We start from the raw sequence: 21,007 nt of genomic DNA, 5'->3' as shown, positions 1-21,007 counted from the left end.
CGCTCAGGCCGCTCCCGGCCTGGATTAGAGCGGCACGTTGAGCCTGACCACCAGATAAGTACAGGGTTTGCCGCTGTCGTTAATAAAGCGGCAATCGTTCGGTGGCCCGAGTTCGAGGCAGTCGCCGGTTTGCATACGGTGCGCGGTGTCGCCTTCCATAAACAGCAATTCACCGTCCTGAACCCACAGCAGCTGACGCGCCATCGCATAGGCCGAGGCTGGCATTGGGATGTCACTGCCTGTTGGCAGCTCAATTTGTACCAGATCGACCGGCAGTTCACCCCGCGGCGAAACGTGCCGACGCAGGTAGTGAGTCTGCGGGTCGTGCCAGACCGGCTGGTCAGCAAAGCGCAGCAGTTTACCTTCCTGCATCTCCGCACGGGCGATCAGCGTCGACATGCTGATACCAAAGGCACCAGAAAGCCGCGCTAGCAGTGCCGCCGTCGGGCTGCTTTCGCCACGTTCAATTTTGTGGATCATCGCCCGGGAGACGCCCGCACGTTCGGCCAGATCGCTCAGCGACCAGCTGCGCGACTCACGCTCAATGCGAATTCTTGCACCGATCCGTTGATTTAAGTTGTCTTCAATAGTATTCATATCGTAATAATATAGTGAACAACACTCAGGGTGCAACTCCATGCCTATTCGTTTTGCAACAAAAGAAGACTGCGCCGCCATTGCGGCAATCTACAACCATGCTGTGGTCCACACCGCCGCTATCTGGAATGACAAAACTGTCGATACCGACAACCGTATCGCGTGGTTTGAAGCGCGCCAGTTGGGGCATTTTCCGGTGCTGGTGAGCGAAGAAAACGGTACCGTGACCGGCTACGCCTCCTACGGTGACTGGCGCAACTTTGATGGTTTCCGCCACACCGTCGAGCACTCGGTCTACGTCCACCCGGAACATCAGGGTAAAGGGCTCGGCAATATCCTTCTCGGTGCGCTGATTGAAGAGGCCCGTCGTCGTGGTAAGCACGTAATGGTGGCCGGTATTGAAGCACAGAACCACGCGTCGCTGCATCTGCACGAGAAACACGGTTTTGTCACCACCGGGCAGATGCCGCAGGTTGGCACCAAGTTTGGCCGCTGGCTGGATCTCACCTTTATGCAGCTACAGCTTGATAACCGCAGCGATCCGGACGGACAGGCATGAATCAATCCCTCACGCTGACGTTCCTGATAGCCGCCGGCATCGGTCTGGTTATTCAGAACACGCTGATGGTGCGCATAACCCAGTCAGCCTCCACTATTCTGGTGGCGATGCTGCTGAACTCGCTGGTGGGCATCGTGCTGTTTGTCAGTATTTTGCTGATTAAGCATGGGCTTGCGGGCGTGAGCGAGCTGGTGGCGACCATCAAATGGTGGACGCTGATCCCCGGCCTGCTCGGGTCGTTCTTCGTGTTTGCCAGCATCAGCGGCTATCAGTATGTGGGGGCGGCGACGACCATTGCGGTGCTGGTGGCGAGTCAGCTTATCGGTGGGCTGGTGATGGACGTGGTGAGAAGCCACGGCGTGCCCTGGCGGGCGCTGGTTGGGCCGGTTTGCGGTGCGGTGATGTTGATTATCGGTGCGTGGCTGGTGGCGAAACGTCAGTTTTGATGCGGAGCCGTTCCCGGCGTCGCGTTGCTCGGCCGGGCTACCGGATGTCGTGAACAAACGTAGCCCGGCCGAGCGAAGCGCCGCCGGGAACCATGCCTGACTTAAAGAATCGTCCCACCGGAAGTGAGCTGCTCTTTACGCGCCTCTTCCTGCTCACGCAGATGCTGGCCATGATGAGAAATTGCCACACGCAGGCGCTGCTGCTGGGTGAAACGATCTTCACGACTCAGCTCGGCGTCATCGCTTAACACCACCAGCAATTCATTCATATGCGTAATCACGTTCTCTTGCACCGCGGCGTCCACGCGCGCGATGACCTCATCCAGATGTGACATATTCACTCCTTAATTAATTTTCACTTTCGAGAAATCGCTGCCCATCAGGCTAACGCTATAGCCGGTGATGTTGCTACGCGTGGCGTAGAAGGTTTTGCCGTTCGCCAGCGCAATCCACGGCGCCTGCTGATAGAAAATCTCCTGCGCCTGACCGTAGAGCGCGGCACGCTTCGCCGGGTCGCTCACCACCAGGGCTTTTTTCACCAGCCCATCATACTCTTTATTGCACCAGCGCGCGGCGTTAGAGCCGGTTTTAATGCTGTCGCAGCCGAGCAGCGTGTTGGCAAAGTTATCCGGGTCGCCGTTGTCTGACATCCAGCCATACAGCGCACTGTCGTGTTCGCCTTTACGAATACCGGTGAGATATTCCCCCCACTCATAGCTGACGATCTTCGCTTTAATGCCCACTTTGGCCCAGTCGTTCTGGATCATTTCAGCAATACGGCGCGAGTTCGGGTTATACGGACGCTGCACTGGCATTGACCACAGGGTCACTTCCGCGCCCTTCTCCAGCCCAGCCTGCTTCAGCAGCGCCTTCGCTTTTTCTGGATCGTAGCTGTAGTCTTTGAGATCTTTGTTATAGCCCATCATGTTCGGCGGAATCGGTGATTTCGCCACGGTGCCAGAGCCCATAAACACCGCGTTAACGATAGCCTGTTTGTCGGTAGCGTAGTTCAGCGCCTGACGCACCAGCACGTTATCAAACGGTTTTTTCTCGGTATTAAACGCCAGATAGCCGACGTTCAGCGCATCAACGGAATGCAGCGTCAGATCTTTGTTGCCCTTGATAACATCGAACTGAACCGGCGACGGTGCCGGGATAATCTGGCATTCGTTGGTTTGCAGCTTCGCCAGACGCGTTTCCACGTTCGGGGTGATAGCGAAGATCAGGTGTTTGGTCGGCACCTCGCCATCCCAGTAGTTCGGGTTCGCCAGATAACGAATCTGCGAGTCCACTTTGTACTGTTGCAGCACGTACGGGCCGGTACCAATTGGCCAGTTGTCTACGTTCTCCGGGGTGCCTTTTTTCATCATCTGATCGGCATATTCCGCCGAGAGAATCGAGGCAAAATCCATTCCCCAATCGGCGAGGAACGCGGCGTTCGGTTCGCTCAGCACAAACTGTACGTGGTTATCATCAATCTTCTTCACTTCTTTGATCAGTTTATCGAGGCCAACATCGCTGAAGTACTCATAGTTGCCCTGCGACACCTTATGGTACGGGTGATTGACGTCTTTCTGACGCATCACCGAGAAAATCACGTCATCGGCATTGAAATCGCGCGTCGGTTTGAAGAATTTGTTGCTGTTGAACTTCACGCCCTGACGCAGCGTAAAGGTATAAGTCAGGCCGTCCGGAGAGATGGTCCAGGCCGTTGCCAGGGAAGGAACCGGGGTATTTTTCACCGGATCAAAGTTGATCAGGCGGTTATAGAGCACCTGCGAGCTGGCCACAAACGATGGGCCGGAGTTGGCAATCTGCGGATTAAAGGATTCTGGCGATGCTTCGGAGCAATAAACCAGCGTGTCGGTATTTGCCGCCATCGCGCCGGCCGGTAGCAGCGCGCTGAAAGCCAGCGCGAGGAGCGTTTTCCCTGTGGTGTTCCCTGTGATCATGGTTATAAGCCTTTCGATTTTATTATATGGACCGCTTAATAACAGCACAGGGGCAGATAACTGGCAAATAACCAATTTGTCTCAGGTTATGCTGAATAACCGTTTATTGCTGGTTTCTTCATCGCCTGCCTGGTGATTTCACTTAAGTCCAGCCATTCAATGCCGCGAGAATTACCCAATTTACCCCTCTCTTTCGCCGTTTGTTGCATTTTGCTTTGCGTAAAGTAATGACGTGAAGAAGTCTATGGGACAGGAACGTGGCAAAAACTCTTTTACGCAGTGGAAGTCTTGATGATTTCCAGGCCGTAGGCGGCGGCGGGCAAACCGTATTTCATTCTGCGCTTCAGGTGCGCGAAACCCTGCGCTTACGCAAACAGCTGGCGCTGGCCGATTGTCTGGCGATACCGCAGTTGAATGATGAAGGCGATCGCGTTGACTGGTACTCCCCGGTCGACGGCGAGATTATCGGCTGGAAAGCGGCCGACGAAACCCAGCGCACCCGCGCGCTGCATTATTTAGAAGGCCTGCAGGAGAGCGCCCGCGCGCTCAGCAAAAAATGCCTGCAGTCGGAGAAAACCGCGCAGCAACTGTTCGGCGCGCTACTGGAAAAATCCCTGCAGTTCCCCGGCGAAAATCACCTGTTTCTGGTCGATGGCAAGCCGGTTATCAGCTTCTGGGGCTTTGTAAACCTCAACGAAGGTGCGCGGGAAGATGCCCTCGACTGCCTGCGTTACGTTGAACCGGAGATAATAGAAGAAGAACCGGTCATTGACGAAGTGCCTGAAGTGGAAGAGCCGGAGCCGGCAATCGTCACCTTTAGCGAAGCCGATACTCCACTTATCTCCGCCAACGAACCGCTGATTAATGCCTATACATTGCCGGAGGAAGACGCTGAAGAGCCACCGCAGGCGCCTGCGCCTGTTACGGCTACCGTCGCGCCAAAAGCGCGTCGCCCACGCTGGGTCTGGGGACTGCCGCTGGCTGCCGCAGTAGCCGCCGTGGCCATTGCCGTACCGTTAATGATCCCGAGCACTCAGGCCGAATCCGAACCCGTTACACAGGCCGCACCCGCACCTGCGCCCGTTGTCCTCAAAGGCCCAGCAATGCCGGTTCTGATTAGCGACCTGCCGCTGCACCAGGCGAGCGTGAAGGTTGAGCCCGTTGTTGAGCCAGAAGAAAAACCGGTGGTGATCGCCGTGATTCCAAAAGACGCAATGGTGATGGACGCCGACCAGTTGCGTGCCGGAACAACCCGCTTCCTCAACGGCACCTGGCGCGTGCAAATGGACGTCAGCGATGCCCATAGCGGCAAAGCGCCGAGCCTGCGTTATCAGATTCAGAACAACAAAGGCACCGCCCGCGTGGTGCGTGAAGGCAGTATCGTCTGCAAAGCGGCAGTGTTCTCCGGCCTGCACCAGAACGGCGAGCTGATGATCAAAAGCCGCGGTAACGCGCAGTGCAGCGACGGCGCGCGCTACCCGCTGCCGGAAATCAGCTGCAAGCCTGGCAACAGCAACGTTGCCGTCTGTACCGCACGGTTTGATGCTAAGACTGTTGTGCCGTTGACCTTTAAAAAGACGGGAGCCTAAGCCATGCTGGTCACCCTTTGCGATTACAAACAGAGCGTTACGCTGATTGCCAATAGCGGCGTGCAGTTCCTCGATTTCGGTCTCAGCCCGCAGGAGTCGCTCCAGCACGGGCGCTTCGTGCGCAAAACCGCCAACGGCCCGCTGCTGCGCCTCGATTATGATGTGGTCAACCAGCGCTACACCCTGCCAGGTGAACCCGGCCGCGCGCCGGAAGTGGTCAAGCCCGAGTCAACGCTCTCCCTGCACCACTCGCTGACGCTGCTCGACGGCGTCTGGCTGCCGCTGCCGTTCCTGCGCTTTAACCCACCGCGCACCTTCGTTGAAGGGCCGGATAACTGGGCGCGTGTGCAGATAAGAAAGCTGGCGGAGCCGGACAGCGCGGGTAATACCCACCGCGTGACGCTGGCGTTCGACAGCCAGATTAGCCCGGATGACGCCACATCGCTCTCCCCGGTGGCGGGCGATCTGCTGAACGGCACCCGCTTTGCGCTGGCCTGGCGCGATAATGAAATTGCCGATTTCCTCGACCAGACCTGGATTGACGGCTGGCTACGCGAAGTGTTTCAGCAAACCACCTCCGCCCATGAAACCCGCAGCGAGCGTGACATTGCTCAGGCGCTGCGCAGCTTTGAATATCAGGGCCACTGGATGAACATTCTGGCGCTGCTCGGCGAACAGCTGACGGTGCCGGAAATTAAGATGGTCACCGCCACCCTCAGCACGCCAGCTATTCCGGTCGATTTAATTCTCGACGTCGGCAACACCCACACCTGCGGCGTGATCATTGAAGACCACGGCGATGCTAACGATGGCCTGCGCCAGACCGCCGAGCTGCAGGTGCGGTCGCTCAGCGAGCCGCAGTACCTGAACGAACCGCTGTTTACCAGCCGGGTCGAGTTCTCGGAATCTCGCTTCGGTAAGCAACATTTCTCGGTAGAAAGCGGACGCGAAGACGCCTTTATCTGGCCTTCTCTTGTACGCGTGGGTGATGAAGCCCGCAAGCTGGCGATGCAGCGTGCCGGCACCGAAGGCTACAGCGGGATCTCCAGCCCGCGTCGCTACCTGTGGGACGAAACGCCGACGGTCCAGGACTGGCGCTTTAGCCAGATGAACAGCAAAACTCAGCGTGAACCGCTGGCAACCGCCTTCCCGCTGATGAACCTGATGAACGACGAAGGCCAGCCGCTGTTTACCCTGCCACCGGACGAACGCATGCCGGTCTTCTCGCCGCAGTACAGCCGCAGCACCCTGATGACCCATATGCTCTGCGAACTGCTGGCACAGGCGCTGGGACAGATCAACAGCGTAGCCACCCGTCTGCGCCTGGGCTTCCCGGCCTCGCCGCGCCAGCTGCGCACGCTGATCCTCACCCTGCCATCAGCAATGCCGAAGCAGGAACGCGAGATTTTCCGTCGTCGGATGTTTGAAGCTATCGCGCTGGTGTGGAAAGCGATGGGCTGGCACCCGCAGGACGACGATTTTGCCAACGTCCGTCTGCAGGAAAAAAGCGTCGTGCCAATCCCGAAAATTCATATGGAGTGGGATGAAGCCAGCTGCGGCCAACTGGTGTGGCTGTACAACGAAGCGATTTCCCACTTTGCCGGGCAAACCGAAGCGCTGTTTACTGCGATGGCGCGCCCGGATCGTCAGCCGGAAGCGGGCGAAACTGCTGGCCGCACGCTGCGCATCGCCTCGCTGGATCTCGGCGGCGGCACCACCGATATGGCGATTGCCGAGTATCAACTGGACGATGGTATTGGCGGCAACGTCAAAATCACCCCGCAGTTGCTGTTCCGCGAAGGCTTTAAAATCGCCGGGGATGACGTGCTGCTGGATATTATTCAGCGCTGTGTTCTCCCTGCGCTGCAAACCCAGCTGCAAAAATCCGGCGTCGCCGATGCGCAAGCGCTGATGGCCACGCTGTTTGGCGATTCCGGACGTCTGGACACTCAGGCGGTACTGCGTCAGCAGACCACGCTGCAACTGTTTATGCCGATTGGTCATGCCATTCTCGCCGCATGGGAACAAAGCGACGTACAGGACCCGCTGGCCGGGCTGCACGCCACCTTTGGCGAACTGTTATCACAAACGCCGACCCGTAACGTGATGAACTACGTCGGCCAGGCCATCGAGCATGCGCTGCCCGCCGGGAGTGCACCGTTTGATCTTCTCGCCGTGCCGCTGGAAGTCACCTTCAGCAGCCTTCAGTCGGCAATGCTGGCGGGCGAATTTACTCTTGCCGGCCCGCTGCACGCGCTGTGTGAAGCCATTTCCCACTACAGCTGCGACGTGCTGCTGGTCACCGGGCGACCGGGCTGCCTGCCGGGCGTTCAGGCACTGATTCGTTATCTCCAGCCGGTGCCGGTGAACCGCATGGTGTGGCTGGATAAATATCACGTTCACGAGTGGTATCCGTTCAGCCAGCAGGGCCGTATCGGCAACCCGAAATCCACTGCCGCCGTCGGCGCGATGCTGTGCAGCCTGGCGTTGGATCTGCGTCTGCCGCACTTCAACTTTAAGGCTGCGGATATCGGTGCCTACTCCACCGTTCGCTATCTCGGCGTGCTGGATAAAACCGTGAATACCCTGCGCGATGAGAACATCTGGTACCACGATCTTGATCTCGACAAGCCGGGCGCGAAGCTCGATGCCCGCCTGCATTTCCCGCTGCGTGGTAACGTCACCCTCGGCTTCCGCCAGCTCGCGAATACCCGCTGGCCCGCCACGCCGCTGTATACCCTGAGCATCAACTCACCGGATCTGGCTCGCGCCATTGCCGGCGACGGCGTACTGCAGGTTCGCCTCAAGCTTCAGGGCGGCAGCAAAAACGAAGCGCCACAGGCATTCGTGCTGAGCGATGCGTGGTTGCAGGACGGTACGCCGGTTTCGCCGGATGCCCTGACCCTGAAGCTAAATACGTTGGCCGACCGCCGTCATAGCGGCAGCCATTACTGGATTGATAGCGGGAGCGTATTCCTGAAATGACCACTGTAAACGCTGTAATGGACTGGCTTGCCACTGAGCGACACACGCACCCGGCGCTGGATGATGACGCCGATGCCCTGCTTATCCGCCTGCTCGCCCTCGATGCGCAGCAGCAATCCCACCAGCAGGCGCTGAACTGTCGCGCCAGCATTGCGCTGTTCGGCCATTCGCAGCCCTCAAAAGCACACCTGCTGCGCACGCTGTGCGGCAGCGGTGAAGGCCGCTTAACGGTGCAGAGCGGTAGCAAAACGCTCGACTATTTTAGCCATATCAATCCCGGCCATAGCCTGACCCAAATGGCGCTGCGCTTTAGCCGCGACCAGTCCACGCCGGACGATGCCTTCCCGCTACGCCTGAAATTGATGCGCGAAGCGGAGCTGGTGCAGCTGTTTATCGCCCATGCCTGGCAGCGCGGCGATATTCGCCCGCCGGACAGCAGCGTGATTGCCGAACGCCTGCGCGGCTGGCAGAGCCTGCGTCAGCCGCAGCCGGTGCCGGGGCTGAGTGCGAGCGACATCGCCGCCATCAGCCGCTTCTGGCGCGATACCTTGCCGGGCAACTATCAGCAGATTGACGATGCGCTGTGGTATCAGTTTGCCCATCTGCTGCCGTCACTGGATCTCAGCGCCCGCGCCCGCGCCTGGTCACTGCTTTGGGGCGAACAGCAGGAATTAACCCAGCAATGGTTGACGCTGGCGCACACGCTGCATCAACTCGGCAATCGCCGGGAAGTGATGGCACCGCTGAGCCTGCTGGTCGATGCCTTTACTCTGCCAATGGACGCTTTCTTAACGCCAGGTGGCGAAAGCGACGACGCGGTGCTGGTGCACCCACTGACCCGCGATGGCTACCAGAATGCGGTAAGCGTCCCGGTAACCACGCTGGCGCAGTTGACCCTGGAACTGGTGCTCAGTACCGAACACGGCGTACTGGATAACGTGGATATCATCGACATTCCCGTACCGCCGCTGGTTGATGAAGCGCCGCTGTGGACCAGCAAATGTCGCTGGCTGCTCGACTACTATCGCCAGCAGCAGCAGCCGGATATCCTGCTGACCTGCAACGCCACAGCACAGCGCAGCGCGATCCCGTCATCTGCCAAAACCCTGTTGCGTTGGGTGAATGAAACCCAGCCGGTACAGGAAAACAAGCTGCCGGGGCTGGTGTGGGCGATTACGCCTGAGGACGATCGCTTCCTCCACAAACGCCATTTTGATGAAGCTATTCAGCAACTGGTCGGTAAACCGGGCCAGCACTGGGGTACGCTGCAGGCGCTGGATCACAGCAGTCTGCAGCGCCTGATTGAGTGGTTGTCGCAGGCTTCGCAGCCGGAATTACGCCAGCGTCGCTTTGCGGCTATCAGTAGCGCCCGTCAGCAACAGCTGCGGACGCTATGCCAGCCGCTGCTGGCGCCTGCGCAGCCGGATAAAGCACGCGTCGAGACCATGATCCGCGAACTGCAAACCCACGCGGCCCGCCACGGCGAACTGCTGGAGAGTCTGTTACCTGAACTGGCGGCGTTCGATGCCCTTTGTCAGGTACAGCAGCAGCGCGAAGAAAAAGTGAGCGGCCTGTTTAACGATGCGGTAGACCTGTTTGCCGCGCCGGAGGCCATCGCGTCAAACCCGCTGACGCATCAGGATAATGGTTCACAGGCCTATGCCCTGTGGTGCAAACACCTGCGCCAGTGGAGCCGCCAGCCGCATGCGCTGCTCAGCAGCGACACTCAGCAGCAGTTGGCGCTGTCTCTGCTAAGTGCCAGCCAGCATCTGTCGCTCGGGCAACAGCTACGACGCGCCAGCGCCGAGCAACAGGCTGGTGCAGCCCAGCTTCGCGCGATTATCGGCAACTTTATTAACTGGCTGGGTTATGCCGAGCAGCCGGTGGCGCAACGCCCGGCCAGCCGTATTGCGAAAGGCAGCGCTATTTTTGTTCAACCGACAGCAGCGTCGCGCACGCGTTTAACCCAGCTTGGTGAACAGCCGGTGCACGCCGCCACTCGCTACGTCTATGACTGGCTGGTCGCGCTTTACGCCCGCAGCATTGAACCGGGTGACGCGGTCAATCTACTGGCATTGCGCGACGACGCGCAGCAACGGCTGCACGCCCTTCTCAGATAACCCTCGGCGGCACAAGGATGTGAACCGCTTTCAAAAGCTGAAAAAAAGCGTGCGAAATCTGCCTGATGGATATTCAACCTGCCCACGCCTCTTTACACTCGATGGATAACCCGAGTCGATAAGAGGCTGCCATGACCATCACCTGTACCCTGTTTATTCACGGCGAAGCGTGCGCTGCGCAAAACGCCGCCACTTTTACCCGTCTGAATCCGGTGACGCAAACCGTCGCTAGCGTCGCCCCCGCCGCCACGCTGACCGATGCCACCCGCACCGCCGATGCCGCCGCTGCCGCATTCCCACAGTGGCGCGACACACCACCCGGTGAGCGCCGTCGATTGCTGCTGGCTGCCGCCGATAAGCTGGAAAAACGCAGCGAACAGTTTATCGCCACCATGAATGCCGAAACGGGCGCTACGCCGCAGTGGGCCGGGTTTAACGTGCACCTCGGGGCTGATATTCTGCGCGAGGCCGCAGCGTTAACCACGCAGATCGACGGTCAGGTGATCCCCTCAAATATTCCCGGCAACCTGGCGATGGCTACCCGTCAGGGGGCTGGCGTGGTGCTCGGCATGGCGCCGTGGAACGCGCCGATTATTTTGGCGGTACGCGCTATCGCCACGCCGCTTGCCTGCGGCAATACGGTGATCCTCAAAGGTTCTGAGCTATCGCCTGCCACCCAAGGGCTGATTATCGATTCACTGGCGGCGGCGGGGTTCCCGGCGGGGGTGGTGAACTATCTGACCTGCGCTCCGCAGGATGCACCCACGCTGGTCGAAAGCTTAATTGCCCACCCCGGCGTGCGGCGGATTAACTTCACCGGTTCGACACCGGTTGGCCGCCTCATTGCGCAGACCTGCGCGAAATACCTCAAACCCGTTGTCCTGGAACTGGGTGGTAAAGCGCCGCTGCTGGTGCTGGATGACGCCGATATCGACCAGGCTGCCGCCGGAGCGACCTTCGGCGCGTTCGCCAACGCCGGACAGATTTGCATGTCGACCGAACGCATTATCGTTGAACAGGCGATTGCCGAGCCGTTTATTGACGCACTGGTTAAGCGGGTGAACGGCTTGCCGGACGGGCTGTTAGGGTCGGTGGTCGATAAGAAAACCGTGGATCGCTGCAATGCGCTGATTGACGACGCGCTGGCGCACGGCGCAACGCTGCTAACCGGTGGAAAAGCGGATTCAACGTTGATGTCGGCAACGCTGCTGGACGGCGTCACGCCCGCCATGCGCCTTTGGCATGAAGAGTCATTCGGCCCGGTCAAAGCGGTGATCCGCGCGGCCGATGAGCAGGACGCGGTACGGATTGCCAACGACAGTGCCTATGGCTTATCGTCGGCGGTCTACAGTCGCGATACCGCGCGGGCGTGGAACGTGGCGCAGAACCTGCAAACGGGGATCTGCCACATTAACGGCCCGACGGTACACGATGAAGCGCAGATGCCTTTCGGCGGCACCAAAGATTCCGGCTACGGTCGCTTTGGCGGACGGGAGGGGATCCATGAGTTTACCGAGCTGCGCTGGATTACGATGCAGACGCAGCCAAGACAATTGCCGTTCTGACCCGCAGCGATCCCGGCGGCGCTTCGCTTGGCCGGGCTACATCGCGAATATGTAGCCCGGACGAGGCGCAGCCGACTCCAGGGAGGCACCGGCTCTACTTCTCCCAATGCGTATTCCGCTCCCACAAGCGGTTGAAATACACGTCGTTAAGCTGCCGTGAACTCTCCGCATTCGCCTTATACGGCCTCGCCGTGGTGGCCGCTGCGCCCCACGGCGACAGTGCGTCGTAGCCGCTATCAACGGTGCTATCGACAATCAACGCCTGCCCGTTTGCCGTTTTGCCCGGCAGGTAACCCGTTTTCCCTGCCCCTTGATCCCACGCACGGCCAAGCTTGGCCTTAAACGCACCTTTATATCCGTCGTCGGTGGTAAAACGGCTGTTCTTCACCAGGAATCCGTACGGGTTATCCGGCAGCGTGTTGGGGGCCAGCACATAGGCTTCCGGCGAGCGGCGGCTGGATACCGTGTGGAAATGCACCCGGTCGAACACCACATTAGCGCGGCCAAATACGTAATCCACATCCCCTTCCACGTAGCTGTCCTGCACCAGGACGCGATAAAGACGATCGGTCAGCGCATCATTTTTACGGTCGCTGATATTGAGATACAGCGTATCCTGACGCCCCAGCAGACGGACGCGCTGGAGCTGAATGCGATCGCCATCGGTACGCAGCGCCACACCCTGATGGGTGCCGCCGTCAACCGTATCCAGCAAACTGTTAGCGATAGTCAGGTTATAGAGCTGCAAATCATGGCTTTGCGCCCAGAATACGGCGGCGCAGTTGGTGCCTATCAGCGCGCTGGTTCTGCCAGCGCAGAGGGCGTACTGATAATAGGCCGGGGAGCTCGGCGGATAGCGGTTGGCGTTGACGATTTCGCGGTACTTTGCCGGACTAAACTGCGAGTCCAGCGCGAACTCAATGCGCACCGCGTCTGCCTGTTTACCGGTACCAAAAAGGGTGATGGGCGGCGCATCGTCGGGAATATAAACCGTGCCGCTATAAACACCGGGATCGATTCGGATATAGAGACGCTCGCGGCCTTTGTGCTGGGCGATGGCAGCGTCAATCACCTGCTGAATATCGCTAAACGGCGCACCGGACTTCGCGACCCGCCACGGAGTATCGTTATCGGGAACGATGGGCTTGGGCTGCCAGGCGCCCTGGAGATGGTTGAGCATTCCACCGCGAGCAAAGTAGTTTTCAGCGGTATAGGCGGAAGCTTCCTGCGCCGTCAACTGCGGCCGACTGGCGGTGCCAGTTGACGAGGAAGCGACGCAGCCCTGTAGCACCAGCGGCATACAGAGCAGCGTCGACATCCCAGGGTAACGTAGTCTTGTCATCGGTTCTCCATTAACAATGTTAAACAGAAAAAGATTACCGATAATAATGGAACTACGTTTTATTTTTTCACTACGCGATCACGCTTTCTCCGCGTCGACCTCATCAAACACCTGCTGAGCCAGGTGCATGGTGGCATTTGCTGCGGGCAGCCCGCAGTAAAGCGCCGAGTGCATAATCAACTCTTTCAGCTCATCGCGGGTGACGCCGTTATTAAACGACGCGCGCAGATGCATTTTCAGTTCGGCTTCGCGGTTCAGCGCAATCAACATGGCGATGGTTATCATACTGCGCGTGTGGTGATCCAGCCCCGGACGGGTCCAGGTTTCGCCCCAGGCGTAGCGCGTGATAAAGTCCTGAAACTCTTCGTTCAGCGGTGAGAGTTTCGCCACGGTGCGGTCAACGTGGGCATCGCCCAGCACTTTGCGTCGTACCACCATTCCCTGCTGATAACGTTCGTTATCCGCCATGATTCCTCCGTAAAAACGATACCAGCGCGGCGTTAAATTCGTCGCTGGCTTCAATATTTGAGAGATGCGAAGCCGGGAGTTCAACCTGGAACGCGCCGTCTATTTGCTGATGCAGATAGTCGGCATCGTCCACGGTGGTGACCGGGTCATACTCACCGGCGATGATCAGCATCGGCACGGTAATTGCCGCCACTTCTGCCCGCAGATCCGCCGCCGCCAGCGCATCGCAGCACTCGGCATAACCTTCGGCTTCGGACTCCGCCAGTTGATGGCAAAGCTGTTCAACTATTGCCGGTTGATGCTGACGAAACGCCGGGGTAAACCAGCGGTCGGCGGAACCGGCAGCCACTACGCCCATGCCTTCACTGCGCACGGTGCGCGCACGGGAGAGCCAGCCTGCTTGTTCACCAATCTTCGCGGCGGTGTTCGCCACCGCAACAGCGTCAAAACGCTCCGGCGCGAAGCGCGCCAGCCAAAGCCCGGTCAGGCCGCCCATCGAAATGCCGCAGAAGCTGGCGCGGTCGATATTCAGGTGATCGAGCAGCGAAATAACGTCTTCCCCAAGTTGTGACAGCGTCACTTTTCCGCGTTTGGTTGTTTGCCCGTGACCGTGCGTATCGTAGCGCAGTACGCGGAAGTATTCGGTCAGCGCGGGCATTTGCGCGTCCCACATGGAGAGCGTGGTGCCCAGTGAGTTTGATAACACCAGTACCGGTGCCTTTTCCGGTCCGTCGAGGCGATAATGGATATTCATGTCCCTAACTCCTGAAAGCGCGCCAATACCTGGCGCACAAAGTGGTCCGCGCTACCGACAGCGTTTGCCGGGTCCAGTAGCTGCGTCAGTTGCTCTGGAGAAAGATGCTGGCTCACCAGCGGATCGTTTTCCAACAGCGGTCGTAGCGGGCAATCAAGCGCAATCGCCCGGTGGCAAATCGTTTCAATCAGATGGTGAGCATCGGCTTTACCGAGATGCGTCGCCAGCGCCTGGGTGACCGATTCCGCCATCACCAGACCGTGGGTAATATCCAGGTTATCGCGCATTTTATGCGTATTCACCTGCATCCCTTTTACCAGGTATTCGCTGTTTTCCAGCACCCCGCCCGCCAGCATCACCAGCTCCGGCAGCGTTTCCCACTCCGCCTGCCAGCCGCCCAGCGCGCGTTCGTGCTGTTGAATCTGGCTAGCATACAGCGTTGCCATCAGCCCCGGCACTCTGGTCACCGCCGCCAGAATCGCGGCGCAGCTCACCGGGTTACGTTTATGCGGCATCGCGGAGGAACCCCCGCGCCCTTCGGCTATCGGTTCGCTCACTTCCGCCACTTCCGTTTGCATCATTAAAGCAAAGTCGTTGGCAAATTTGCCCAGCGTCCCGCACAGTCCGGCGTACCAGCTTGCCAGTTCAATCAGCCTGTCGCGTTGGCTATGCCACGACGTATCGGGAAGCATCAGGTTCAGCTCAGCGGCCAGCGCCTGTGCGACTTCCGGCCCCTTCTCTTTTAGCGATGCCAGCGTGCCCGCCGCGCCACCAAACTGCAGCGCCAGCACGCGCGGCCGCATTTGCGCCAGCCGTTCCTGCCAGCGCAGCAACGCATCGAGCGTGCCCGCCAGTTTCAACCCGTAGGTGATGGGCAGCGCATGCTGCATCCAGGTGCGACCCGGCAGTAGCGTATGCTGATGACGCATTACCTGTTCAGCCAGCACGCTAATAAGCCGCGCAAGCCGCGTTTCCGTTTCGCCAAGCGCCTGCTGGAGCTGGAGCATCAACCCCGTATCAATGGCATCCTGGCTGGTCGCGCCCCAATGGACGTAGCGCGCGGCCTCCGGATCGGTATTTTTCACCCGCTGGGTAAGCTGTTTAACCAGCGGGATCGCCAGATTGCCCGCGCTTGCCGCCGCTGTTGCCAGCGTGGTCAGGTCGATGAGCGATGCCCGGCAGGCGGCGGAAATTGGCTCCACCGCCGCATTCGGGATCACGCCGCAGCGCGCCTGCGCCGTTGCCAGCGCGGCTTCAAAATCCAGCATCCCCTGAACGAGGCGTTCATCGCCGAACATGTCCGTTAATGCTTCAGTGCGCAATAGCGGGGTCAACACACTCATTCCAGCTCCTTATACGCGTTCAATAATCAGCGCGATCCCCTGGCCTACGCCGATACACATGGTGCAGAGCGCATAGCGCCCGCCGGTACGACGCAGCTGGTAGGCGGCCGTCATCGCCAGTCGCCCGCCCGACGCCCCCAGCGGATGACCCAGCGCAATCGCCCCACCGTGCGGGTTGACGTGCGCGGCATCGTCCGGCAGCCCTAAATCACGCAGCACCGCCAGCGCCTGCGCAGCGAAGGCTTCATTCAACTCGATAACATCCATTTGCGCCAGCGTTAACCCAGTTTGCGCCAGTACTTTGCGCACCGCCGGTGCTGGGCCAAAGCCCATGATACGCGGCGCCACCCCGGCGGTGGCGATACCCACCACTCGCGCCAGCGGCTGTAAATCGTTCTGCGTCATCGCCAGTTCACTGGCCAGCAGCAGTGCGCAGGCACCGTCGTTAACGCCGGAGGCATTGCCCGCCGTAACGGTGGCATCCGGGCGCACCACGCCTCTTAATTTTGCCAGCGCCTCAAGCGAGGTGCTGCGCGGGTGCTCATCCTGAGTGAAAATTAGCGGCTCGCCTTTGCGCTGCGAGATGTGCACCGGGATTAATTCATCGTTAAACACGCCGTTGGCCTGTGCCAGCGCGGTACGCTGCTGGCTGCGCAGGGCAAACGCGTCCTGATCCGTGCGCGCAATGGCAAAATCGGTCGCCACGTTCTCCGCCGTTTCCGGCATGGAGTCCACGCCGTAGCGCGCTTTCATCTGGCTATTAATAAAGCGCCAGCCGATGGTGGTATCTTCCATTTTCATGCTGCGGCTGTAGGCACTTTCCGCTTTACCCATCACAAACGGCGCGCGCGACATGCTCTCTACGCCGCCTGCGATCATCAACTGCGTTTCGCCGCTTTTAATCGCCCGCGCCGCCACGCCGATGGCGTCCAGGCTGGAGCCGCAAAGACGGTTAATGGTGGTGCCCGGCACCGTTTCCGGCAGCCCGGCCAACAGCAGCGCCATACGCGCGACGTTACGATTATCCTCACCCGCCTGGTTGGCGCAGCCATAAATCACGTCGTCGATACGAGCCGGATCAAGCCCCGGGTTTCGTTCAAGAAGCGCTTTCAGCGGCAGGGCCGCCAGATCGTCCGCGCGGACGCTTGCCAGAGTACCACCAAAACGACCGAACGGAGTGCGGACCGCGTCGCAGATAAATGCTTGATTCATCATTGTTCCTTAAGCGATTTCCGCTACGGCATTATAGGAAAGCGTTACCGGGGTCATTCGCTGCAGTTCTTCAAAAGAGAGACCGTTAAAGATTTCACGCACCACCGGACCGCTGGCGGTAATGTCGATCACTGCCAGGTCGGTATAGATACGGCTAACGCAGCCTACGCCGGTCAGCGGATAGGTGCAGTGTTCAACCAACTTGCACTCGCCGTCGCGCGTGAGGTGGTCCATCATCACGAAGACCTGACGCGCGCCAACGGCTAAATCCATCGCGCCGCCGACTGCAGGAATCGAGTCCGGCGCACCGGTGCTCCAGTTGGCGAGGTCGCCGGAGGCGGAAACCTGATAGGCACCCAGTACGCAGATATCGAGGTGGCCGCCGCGCATCATGGCGAACGAGTCGCCGTGATGAAAGTAGCAACCGCCCTGCAGTAAGGTGACGAATTCTTTACCGGCGTTAATCAATTCCGGGTCTTCTTCCCCCGGAGCGGGCTTCGGCCCCATGCCCAGCAGGCCGTTTTCGCTGTGCAGAAAGACTTCTTTATCCGTCGGCAGGTAGTTGGCGATGCGCGTCGGCAGACCGATGCCTAAGTTGACGTAGGCCCCTTCCGGGATATCCTGCGCCACACGTTTAGCCATATCGTCACGAGAGAGTTTTTGCATCATGGGCTCCTTAGGCGCGCAGTGCCTGGGCGTTGAGATTTTCCAGCGAGAAAACGCGCTGCACAAAAATACCTGGCGTGACGACGTTTTCCGGGTCCAGTTCTCCCAGCGCCACTAAATTAGTCACTTCGGCAATCGTTGTTTTTGCCGCAGTCGCCATGATCGGCCCAAAGTTACGCGCCGCTTTGCGATACACCAGGTTGCCCCAGCGGTCGCCCTGATGGGCTTTAATCAGCGCAAAATCCGCTTTAATCGGGTATTCCAGCACATAGTGGCGACCGTCGATTTCCCGCGTCTCTTTGCCTTCCGCTAGCGGTGTGCCGTAGCCCGTCGGGGTGAAAATTGCCCCAAGCCCGGCGCCAGCGGCCTGAATGCGCGCCGCCAGGTTTCCCTGCGGTACCAGCTCAAGCTCCACTTTGCCGCGACGATAGAGGTCATCAAAAATCTGCGAATCGACCTGGCGTGGGAATGAACAGATCATCTTGCGAACGCGCCCGGCTTTCAGCAGCGCCGCGAGGCCAATTTCGCCGTTACCGGCGTTATTGTTGATGATGGTCAGGTCACGTGCGCCCTGCTCAATCAACGCATCAATCAGCTGCGTCGGCTGCCCGGCGGGCCCAAAGCCGCCAATCATTATCGTCGCCCCGTCGTGGATACCCGCAACGGCATCAGTCAGCGTCGACACACTTTTATCGATCATCAGGTTGCTCCTTGATGTGCGGTTATCGCACTTATATTCGTTGTTCGCACAAAATGTGACCCGCTTAACGATGCTGGTCAAGGGCGATAATCGAAATATGGTGCGATTATCGAACATCGTGTATGTTTAGCTGAAGAATGTGATCGGCGGCATAAACGGAGAGAAAAAGTGGAGAAACATCCAGACGATATTTTGACGGGCGACAGCGACCCGTTTAAAGGCGACCCGAACTTTATGGCTTCGCTGGCGCGCGGGCTGGAGGTGATTCAGGCCTTCACGCCGCAGCGTCGGGTGCTGTCGATTTCACAAATCAGCCAGAAGACCGGCATTCCACGCGCTGCGGTACGTCGCTGCCTGTATACGCTAGGCAAGCTCGGGTTTGTCTATGCGGAAGACGGCAAAAACTTTCAGCTGCGTCCGCGGATTTTATCCCTCGGTCACGCGTGGCTAGCCTCTACGCCGTTGGCGCGTTCAGCGCAGCCGGTGCTGCGGCATTTAAGTGAAATGCTCAATGAGTCCTGTTCGATAGCGACCCTTGACGGCGATGATATTCTGTATATCGCGCGTGCCTCCAGCTCACGCATTATGACTATCGATCTCGATATCGGTAGCCGCCTGCCCGCGTGGTCAACCTCGATGGGGCGTGTTCTGCTGAGCTATCAGCCGGAAGAGAAACTTAACGATATGCTGGCGCGCATCACCATGATTCGCTATACCCCGCAGACCATTTCATCCGTTGCCAAACTGCGTAGCGAGCTGAAAGCCGTTCGTCAGCAAGGATATGCGTTAAACGACCAGGAGTTAGAAATGGGCCTGCGTTCGCTGGCGGTGCCGCTGTTTAATCCGCAAGGGCACGTGGAAGCGGCGCTGAACGTCGGCGTACATGCCGGGCAGGTTTCCGCCGCTGAGCTGTTAGAGCGGGTGTTGCCGGAGTTGCAAAAAGCGGCTTCTGAGCTGAGTTTGCTGCTGCGCTAGCGGCTGCGTTTGGCGTGGCGCTCCCAGTTTTCCTGTTTTGCCGCTTCCGACTTTCGCAGTGCAACGTAGCACGCCCCGCTGCCGCCATGATGCGGTAGCGCGCTGCAAAACGCCTGTACCTCGTCGAATTCGGTCAACCAACGGGCCAGGTAGCTGCGAATGATATTGGCGTGGGAGTTATCTTCTTTGCCTTTGCCATGAATAATCAGCACGTTGCGCAGATTCTCTTTTTGCGCCTGGTGGATAAAGGCAAACAGGCTCTGCCGACATTTTTCGACCGGCTGATGCAGCAGATTCAGACTGGCCTGCTGGCTATATTTGCCTAGCCGAAGCTTATCCAGTACGCCGGTTTGCAGCCCTTCGAGTTTAAACTCCAGCGGCGTGGCAAGCGGGACGATATCCAGAAAACCGGTAGTGAGAAAATTATCCAGCTGCAGCGTGTCTATCTGCTGTCGAGCGCGCGTATTACGGGCCGGCTGCCAGTGAACATCATGGCACTGCTTCAGCGGCTGGACATCCTCCATGGCGTCAAGAAACAGCGATTTGTCGTCAAGATTCATGAGTCGTCCCCCTTCATTACGTCTGGCGCATACTATAGCGGGGTCGCCGGGCAGGCTCAATGCGTTGTCGGCACATTGTCTGCTTTCTCATCACTCAAATATTTTCATTCGCAACCCATTATTTATTTGAATAAATTAATGCGTGCTTAAACATTGTATATTGAAAATTAATTTTTGCGGCGCATTGCCAATACGTGAAATAAATCACCAAGAATTATCTGGAAAATTAACGCGAACCCGTTATAAATAGTAATACCCGCTGTTCGGAGCAAAAGTGGGCGACAGTACGGATACAATTGTGTGGTTGCTGCGGGGTCTGGCGATGTCGACAGGCCCCGATTTTTATTCCGCGTCACCTATAAAAACCAGCATTGGCTATGATTATCAATGCATTACTTATAACCCTCGGTCATAATGTTATATTATCGCGCGCTCCCATTTTTATTTATCTCTCTATTTATCCACGCTCTCCCGCTAGAAAATAAACAATCCTCTTAATTTATGGGGTTACACATCTGAGGTATAGAGAAGGTTCGCATTCACATGGTATGGTGGAGTATAGGAATAATTCACTTCAATGAGAGCGTACTGATGCTGACTTTGCTCGAAGATAAAATTGCTACACCGGTTGGGCCGTTGTGGATCCTTTGTGACGAAAATTTTCACCTGCGGGCGATTGAGTGGGAAGAACATAGCGATCGCATGGAGCAGTTGCTGGACATTCACTACCGTCAACAGGGCTATACCAGAGTGGCTTCACGTAACCCAGGCGGGCTCAGCCAGAAACTTGCAGACTATTTTGAGGGTGATCTTGCCATTATTGACACATTACCAACGGCCACTGGCGGCACGGATTTCCAGCGTGAAGTGTGGCAGACCTTACGCACTATCCCCTGCGGGCAGGTCATGCACTACGGTCAGCTTGCCGAACAGCTCGGTCGCCCCGGTGCAGCACGGGCGGTGGGCGCCGCCAATGGTTCTAACCCCGTCAGCATTGTCGTGCCCTGCCATCGGGTGATTGGCCGCAACGGCACCATGACCGGCTATGCGGGCGGCGTACAGCGCAAAGAGTGGCTTCTGCGCCATGAAGGTTACCTGCTACTTTGATTTTCTGTGCCTTATAGCCGGGATGTTTGCCTCCCCTTTCACAATCGCACCGAAAAATTATTGATGT

The 21,007-nt window shown here is 58.4% G+C and carries 19 protein-coding genes; 8 read left to right on the top strand and 11 right to left on the bottom strand.

The features are described from left to right. Positions 1-24: 24 nt before the first annotated feature. Positions 25-597, bottom strand: a complete 573-nt coding sequence (locus AB2B48_RS05560; protein ID WP_333010848.1) for a helix-turn-helix domain-containing protein — start codon at positions 595-597, stop codon at positions 25-27. Positions 598-637: 40 nt separating this feature from the next. Between AB2B48_RS05560 and AB2B48_RS05555 the strand changes: the two genes are divergently transcribed. Together AB2B48_RS05555 and AB2B48_RS05550 are read left to right on the top strand one after the other, a co-directional pair. Next, on the top strand, positions 638-1,156 hold the full coding sequence (locus AB2B48_RS05555) for a GNAT family N-acetyltransferase (RefSeq protein WP_333497299.1): 519 nt from the start codon (positions 638-640) through the stop codon (positions 1,154-1,156). Continuing rightward, positions 1,153-1,602 carry a DMT family transporter gene (locus AB2B48_RS05550; RefSeq protein ID WP_185666227.1) on the top strand — a complete coding sequence of 150 codons (450 nt, stop codon included), beginning with the start codon at positions 1,153-1,155 and terminating at the stop codon, positions 1,600-1,602. The genes AB2B48_RS05555 and AB2B48_RS05550 overlap by 4 nt, the downstream gene beginning before the upstream one ends. 101 nt (positions 1,603-1,703) lie before the next feature. Here AB2B48_RS05550 and AB2B48_RS05545 read toward each other — a convergent pair whose 3' ends face one another. Next, positions 1,704-1,937 carry a DUF2526 family protein gene (locus AB2B48_RS05545; RefSeq protein ID WP_185666226.1) on the bottom strand — a complete coding sequence of 78 codons (234 nt, stop codon included), beginning with the start codon at positions 1,935-1,937 and terminating at the stop codon, positions 1,704-1,706. 9 nt (positions 1,938-1,946) lie between these two features. Beyond that, a complete protein-coding gene (locus AB2B48_RS05540; protein ID WP_368301041.1) occupies positions 1,947-3,554 on the bottom strand; it encodes an ABC transporter substrate-binding protein in 1,608 nt (535 codons plus the stop codon). Positions 3,555-3,811: 257 nt separating this feature from the next. Here AB2B48_RS05540 and AB2B48_RS05535 point away from each other — a divergent pair, with 257 nt between their 5' ends. From AB2B48_RS05535 to AB2B48_RS05520, 4 genes are all read left to right on the top strand, one after another. Continuing rightward, positions 3,812-5,143, top strand: coding sequence for an SrfA family protein (locus AB2B48_RS05535; RefSeq protein WP_368301040.1), 1,332 nt, complete (start codon positions 3,812-3,814; stop codon positions 5,141-5,143). 3 nt (positions 5,144-5,146) lie between these two features. Next, on the top strand, positions 5,147-8,128 hold the full coding sequence (locus tag AB2B48_RS05530; RefSeq protein ID WP_333010858.1) for a virulence factor SrfB: 2,982 nt from the start codon (positions 5,147-5,149) through the stop codon (positions 8,126-8,128). Next, on the top strand, positions 8,125-10,248 hold the full coding sequence (locus AB2B48_RS05525) for a virulence factor SrfC family protein (protein ID WP_368301039.1): 2,124 nt from the start codon (positions 8,125-8,127) through the stop codon (positions 10,246-10,248). The genes AB2B48_RS05530 and AB2B48_RS05525 overlap by 4 nt, the downstream gene beginning before the upstream one ends. 131 nt (positions 10,249-10,379) lie before the next feature. Next, entirely contained in the window at positions 10,380-11,813 is a 1,434-nt protein-coding gene (locus AB2B48_RS05520) for an aldehyde dehydrogenase (protein WP_368301038.1), read from the top strand. A gap of 94 nt (positions 11,814-11,907) precedes the next feature. Here AB2B48_RS05520 and AB2B48_RS05515 read toward each other — a convergent pair whose 3' ends face one another. The 7 genes from AB2B48_RS05515 to AB2B48_RS05485 all read right to left on the bottom strand — a co-directional run bounded on the left by AB2B48_RS05515 (position 11,908) and on the right by AB2B48_RS05485 (position 18,298). Next, on the bottom strand, positions 11,908-13,155 hold the full coding sequence (locus AB2B48_RS05515) for a putative acyl-CoA thioester hydrolase (protein ID WP_368301037.1): 1,248 nt from the start codon (positions 13,153-13,155) through the stop codon (positions 11,908-11,910). Between the two features lie 78 nt (positions 13,156-13,233). Continuing rightward, positions 13,234-13,623, bottom strand: coding sequence for a 4-carboxymuconolactone decarboxylase (gene pcaC, locus AB2B48_RS05510; protein ID WP_185666219.1), 390 nt, complete (start codon positions 13,621-13,623; stop codon positions 13,234-13,236). Beyond that, positions 13,613-14,377, bottom strand: coding sequence for a 3-oxoadipate enol-lactonase (pcaD, locus tag AB2B48_RS05505; protein ID WP_185666218.1), 765 nt, complete (start codon positions 14,375-14,377; stop codon positions 13,613-13,615). Before pcaD ends, pcaC begins: the two co-directional genes overlap by 11 nt. Beyond that, complete coding sequence (locus AB2B48_RS05500; protein ID WP_368301036.1) at positions 14,374-15,720, bottom strand: 3-carboxy-cis,cis-muconate cycloisomerase; 1,347 nt, start codon at positions 15,718-15,720, stop codon at positions 14,374-14,376. The genes pcaD and AB2B48_RS05500 overlap by 4 nt, the downstream gene beginning before the upstream one ends. 9 nt (positions 15,721-15,729) lie before the next feature. Then, a complete protein-coding gene (gene pcaF / locus AB2B48_RS05495) occupies positions 15,730-16,932 on the bottom strand; it encodes a 3-oxoadipyl-CoA thiolase (RefSeq protein ID WP_368301918.1) in 1,203 nt (400 codons plus the stop codon). Positions 16,933-16,941: 9 nt separating this feature from the next. Beyond that, a complete protein-coding gene (locus AB2B48_RS05490; protein ID WP_185666368.1) occupies positions 16,942-17,598 on the bottom strand; it encodes a 3-oxoacid CoA-transferase subunit B in 657 nt (218 codons plus the stop codon). Between the two features lie 10 nt (positions 17,599-17,608). Beyond that, entirely contained in the window at positions 17,609-18,298 is a 690-nt protein-coding gene (locus tag AB2B48_RS05485; RefSeq protein ID WP_368301035.1) for a 3-oxoacid CoA-transferase subunit A, read from the bottom strand. A gap of 168 nt (positions 18,299-18,466) precedes the next feature. Here AB2B48_RS05485 and AB2B48_RS05480 point away from each other — a divergent pair, with 168 nt between their 5' ends. After that, entirely contained in the window at positions 18,467-19,273 is an 807-nt protein-coding gene (locus AB2B48_RS05480) for an IclR family transcriptional regulator domain-containing protein (RefSeq protein ID WP_220440008.1), read from the top strand. Here the strand turns inward: AB2B48_RS05480 and smrA are convergent. Beyond that, a complete protein-coding gene (smrA, locus tag AB2B48_RS05475) occupies positions 19,270-19,833 on the bottom strand; it encodes a DNA endonuclease SmrA (protein WP_368301034.1) in 564 nt (187 codons plus the stop codon). The genes AB2B48_RS05480 and smrA overlap by 4 nt on opposite strands. Before the next feature lie 591 nt (positions 19,834-20,424). On the opposite strand from smrA, the gene ogt reads away from it, so the two are divergent. After that, the gene (ogt, locus tag AB2B48_RS05470) at positions 20,425-20,940 is read left to right on the top strand and encodes a methylated-DNA--[protein]-cysteine S-methyltransferase (protein ID WP_220440007.1); all 516 of its coding nucleotides are present in this window, start codon (positions 20,425-20,427) and stop codon (positions 20,938-20,940) included. Positions 20,941-21,007: the final 67 nt, after the last annotated feature.

The organism is Kluyvera sichuanensis (assembly GCF_040930405.1).
Taxonomy (GTDB): domain Bacteria; phylum Pseudomonadota; class Gammaproteobacteria; order Enterobacterales; family Enterobacteriaceae; genus Kluyvera; species Kluyvera sichuanensis.
Note: the sequence above shows the minus strand (reverse complement) of the source record. Positions and strands in the feature narration are given on the sequence as shown.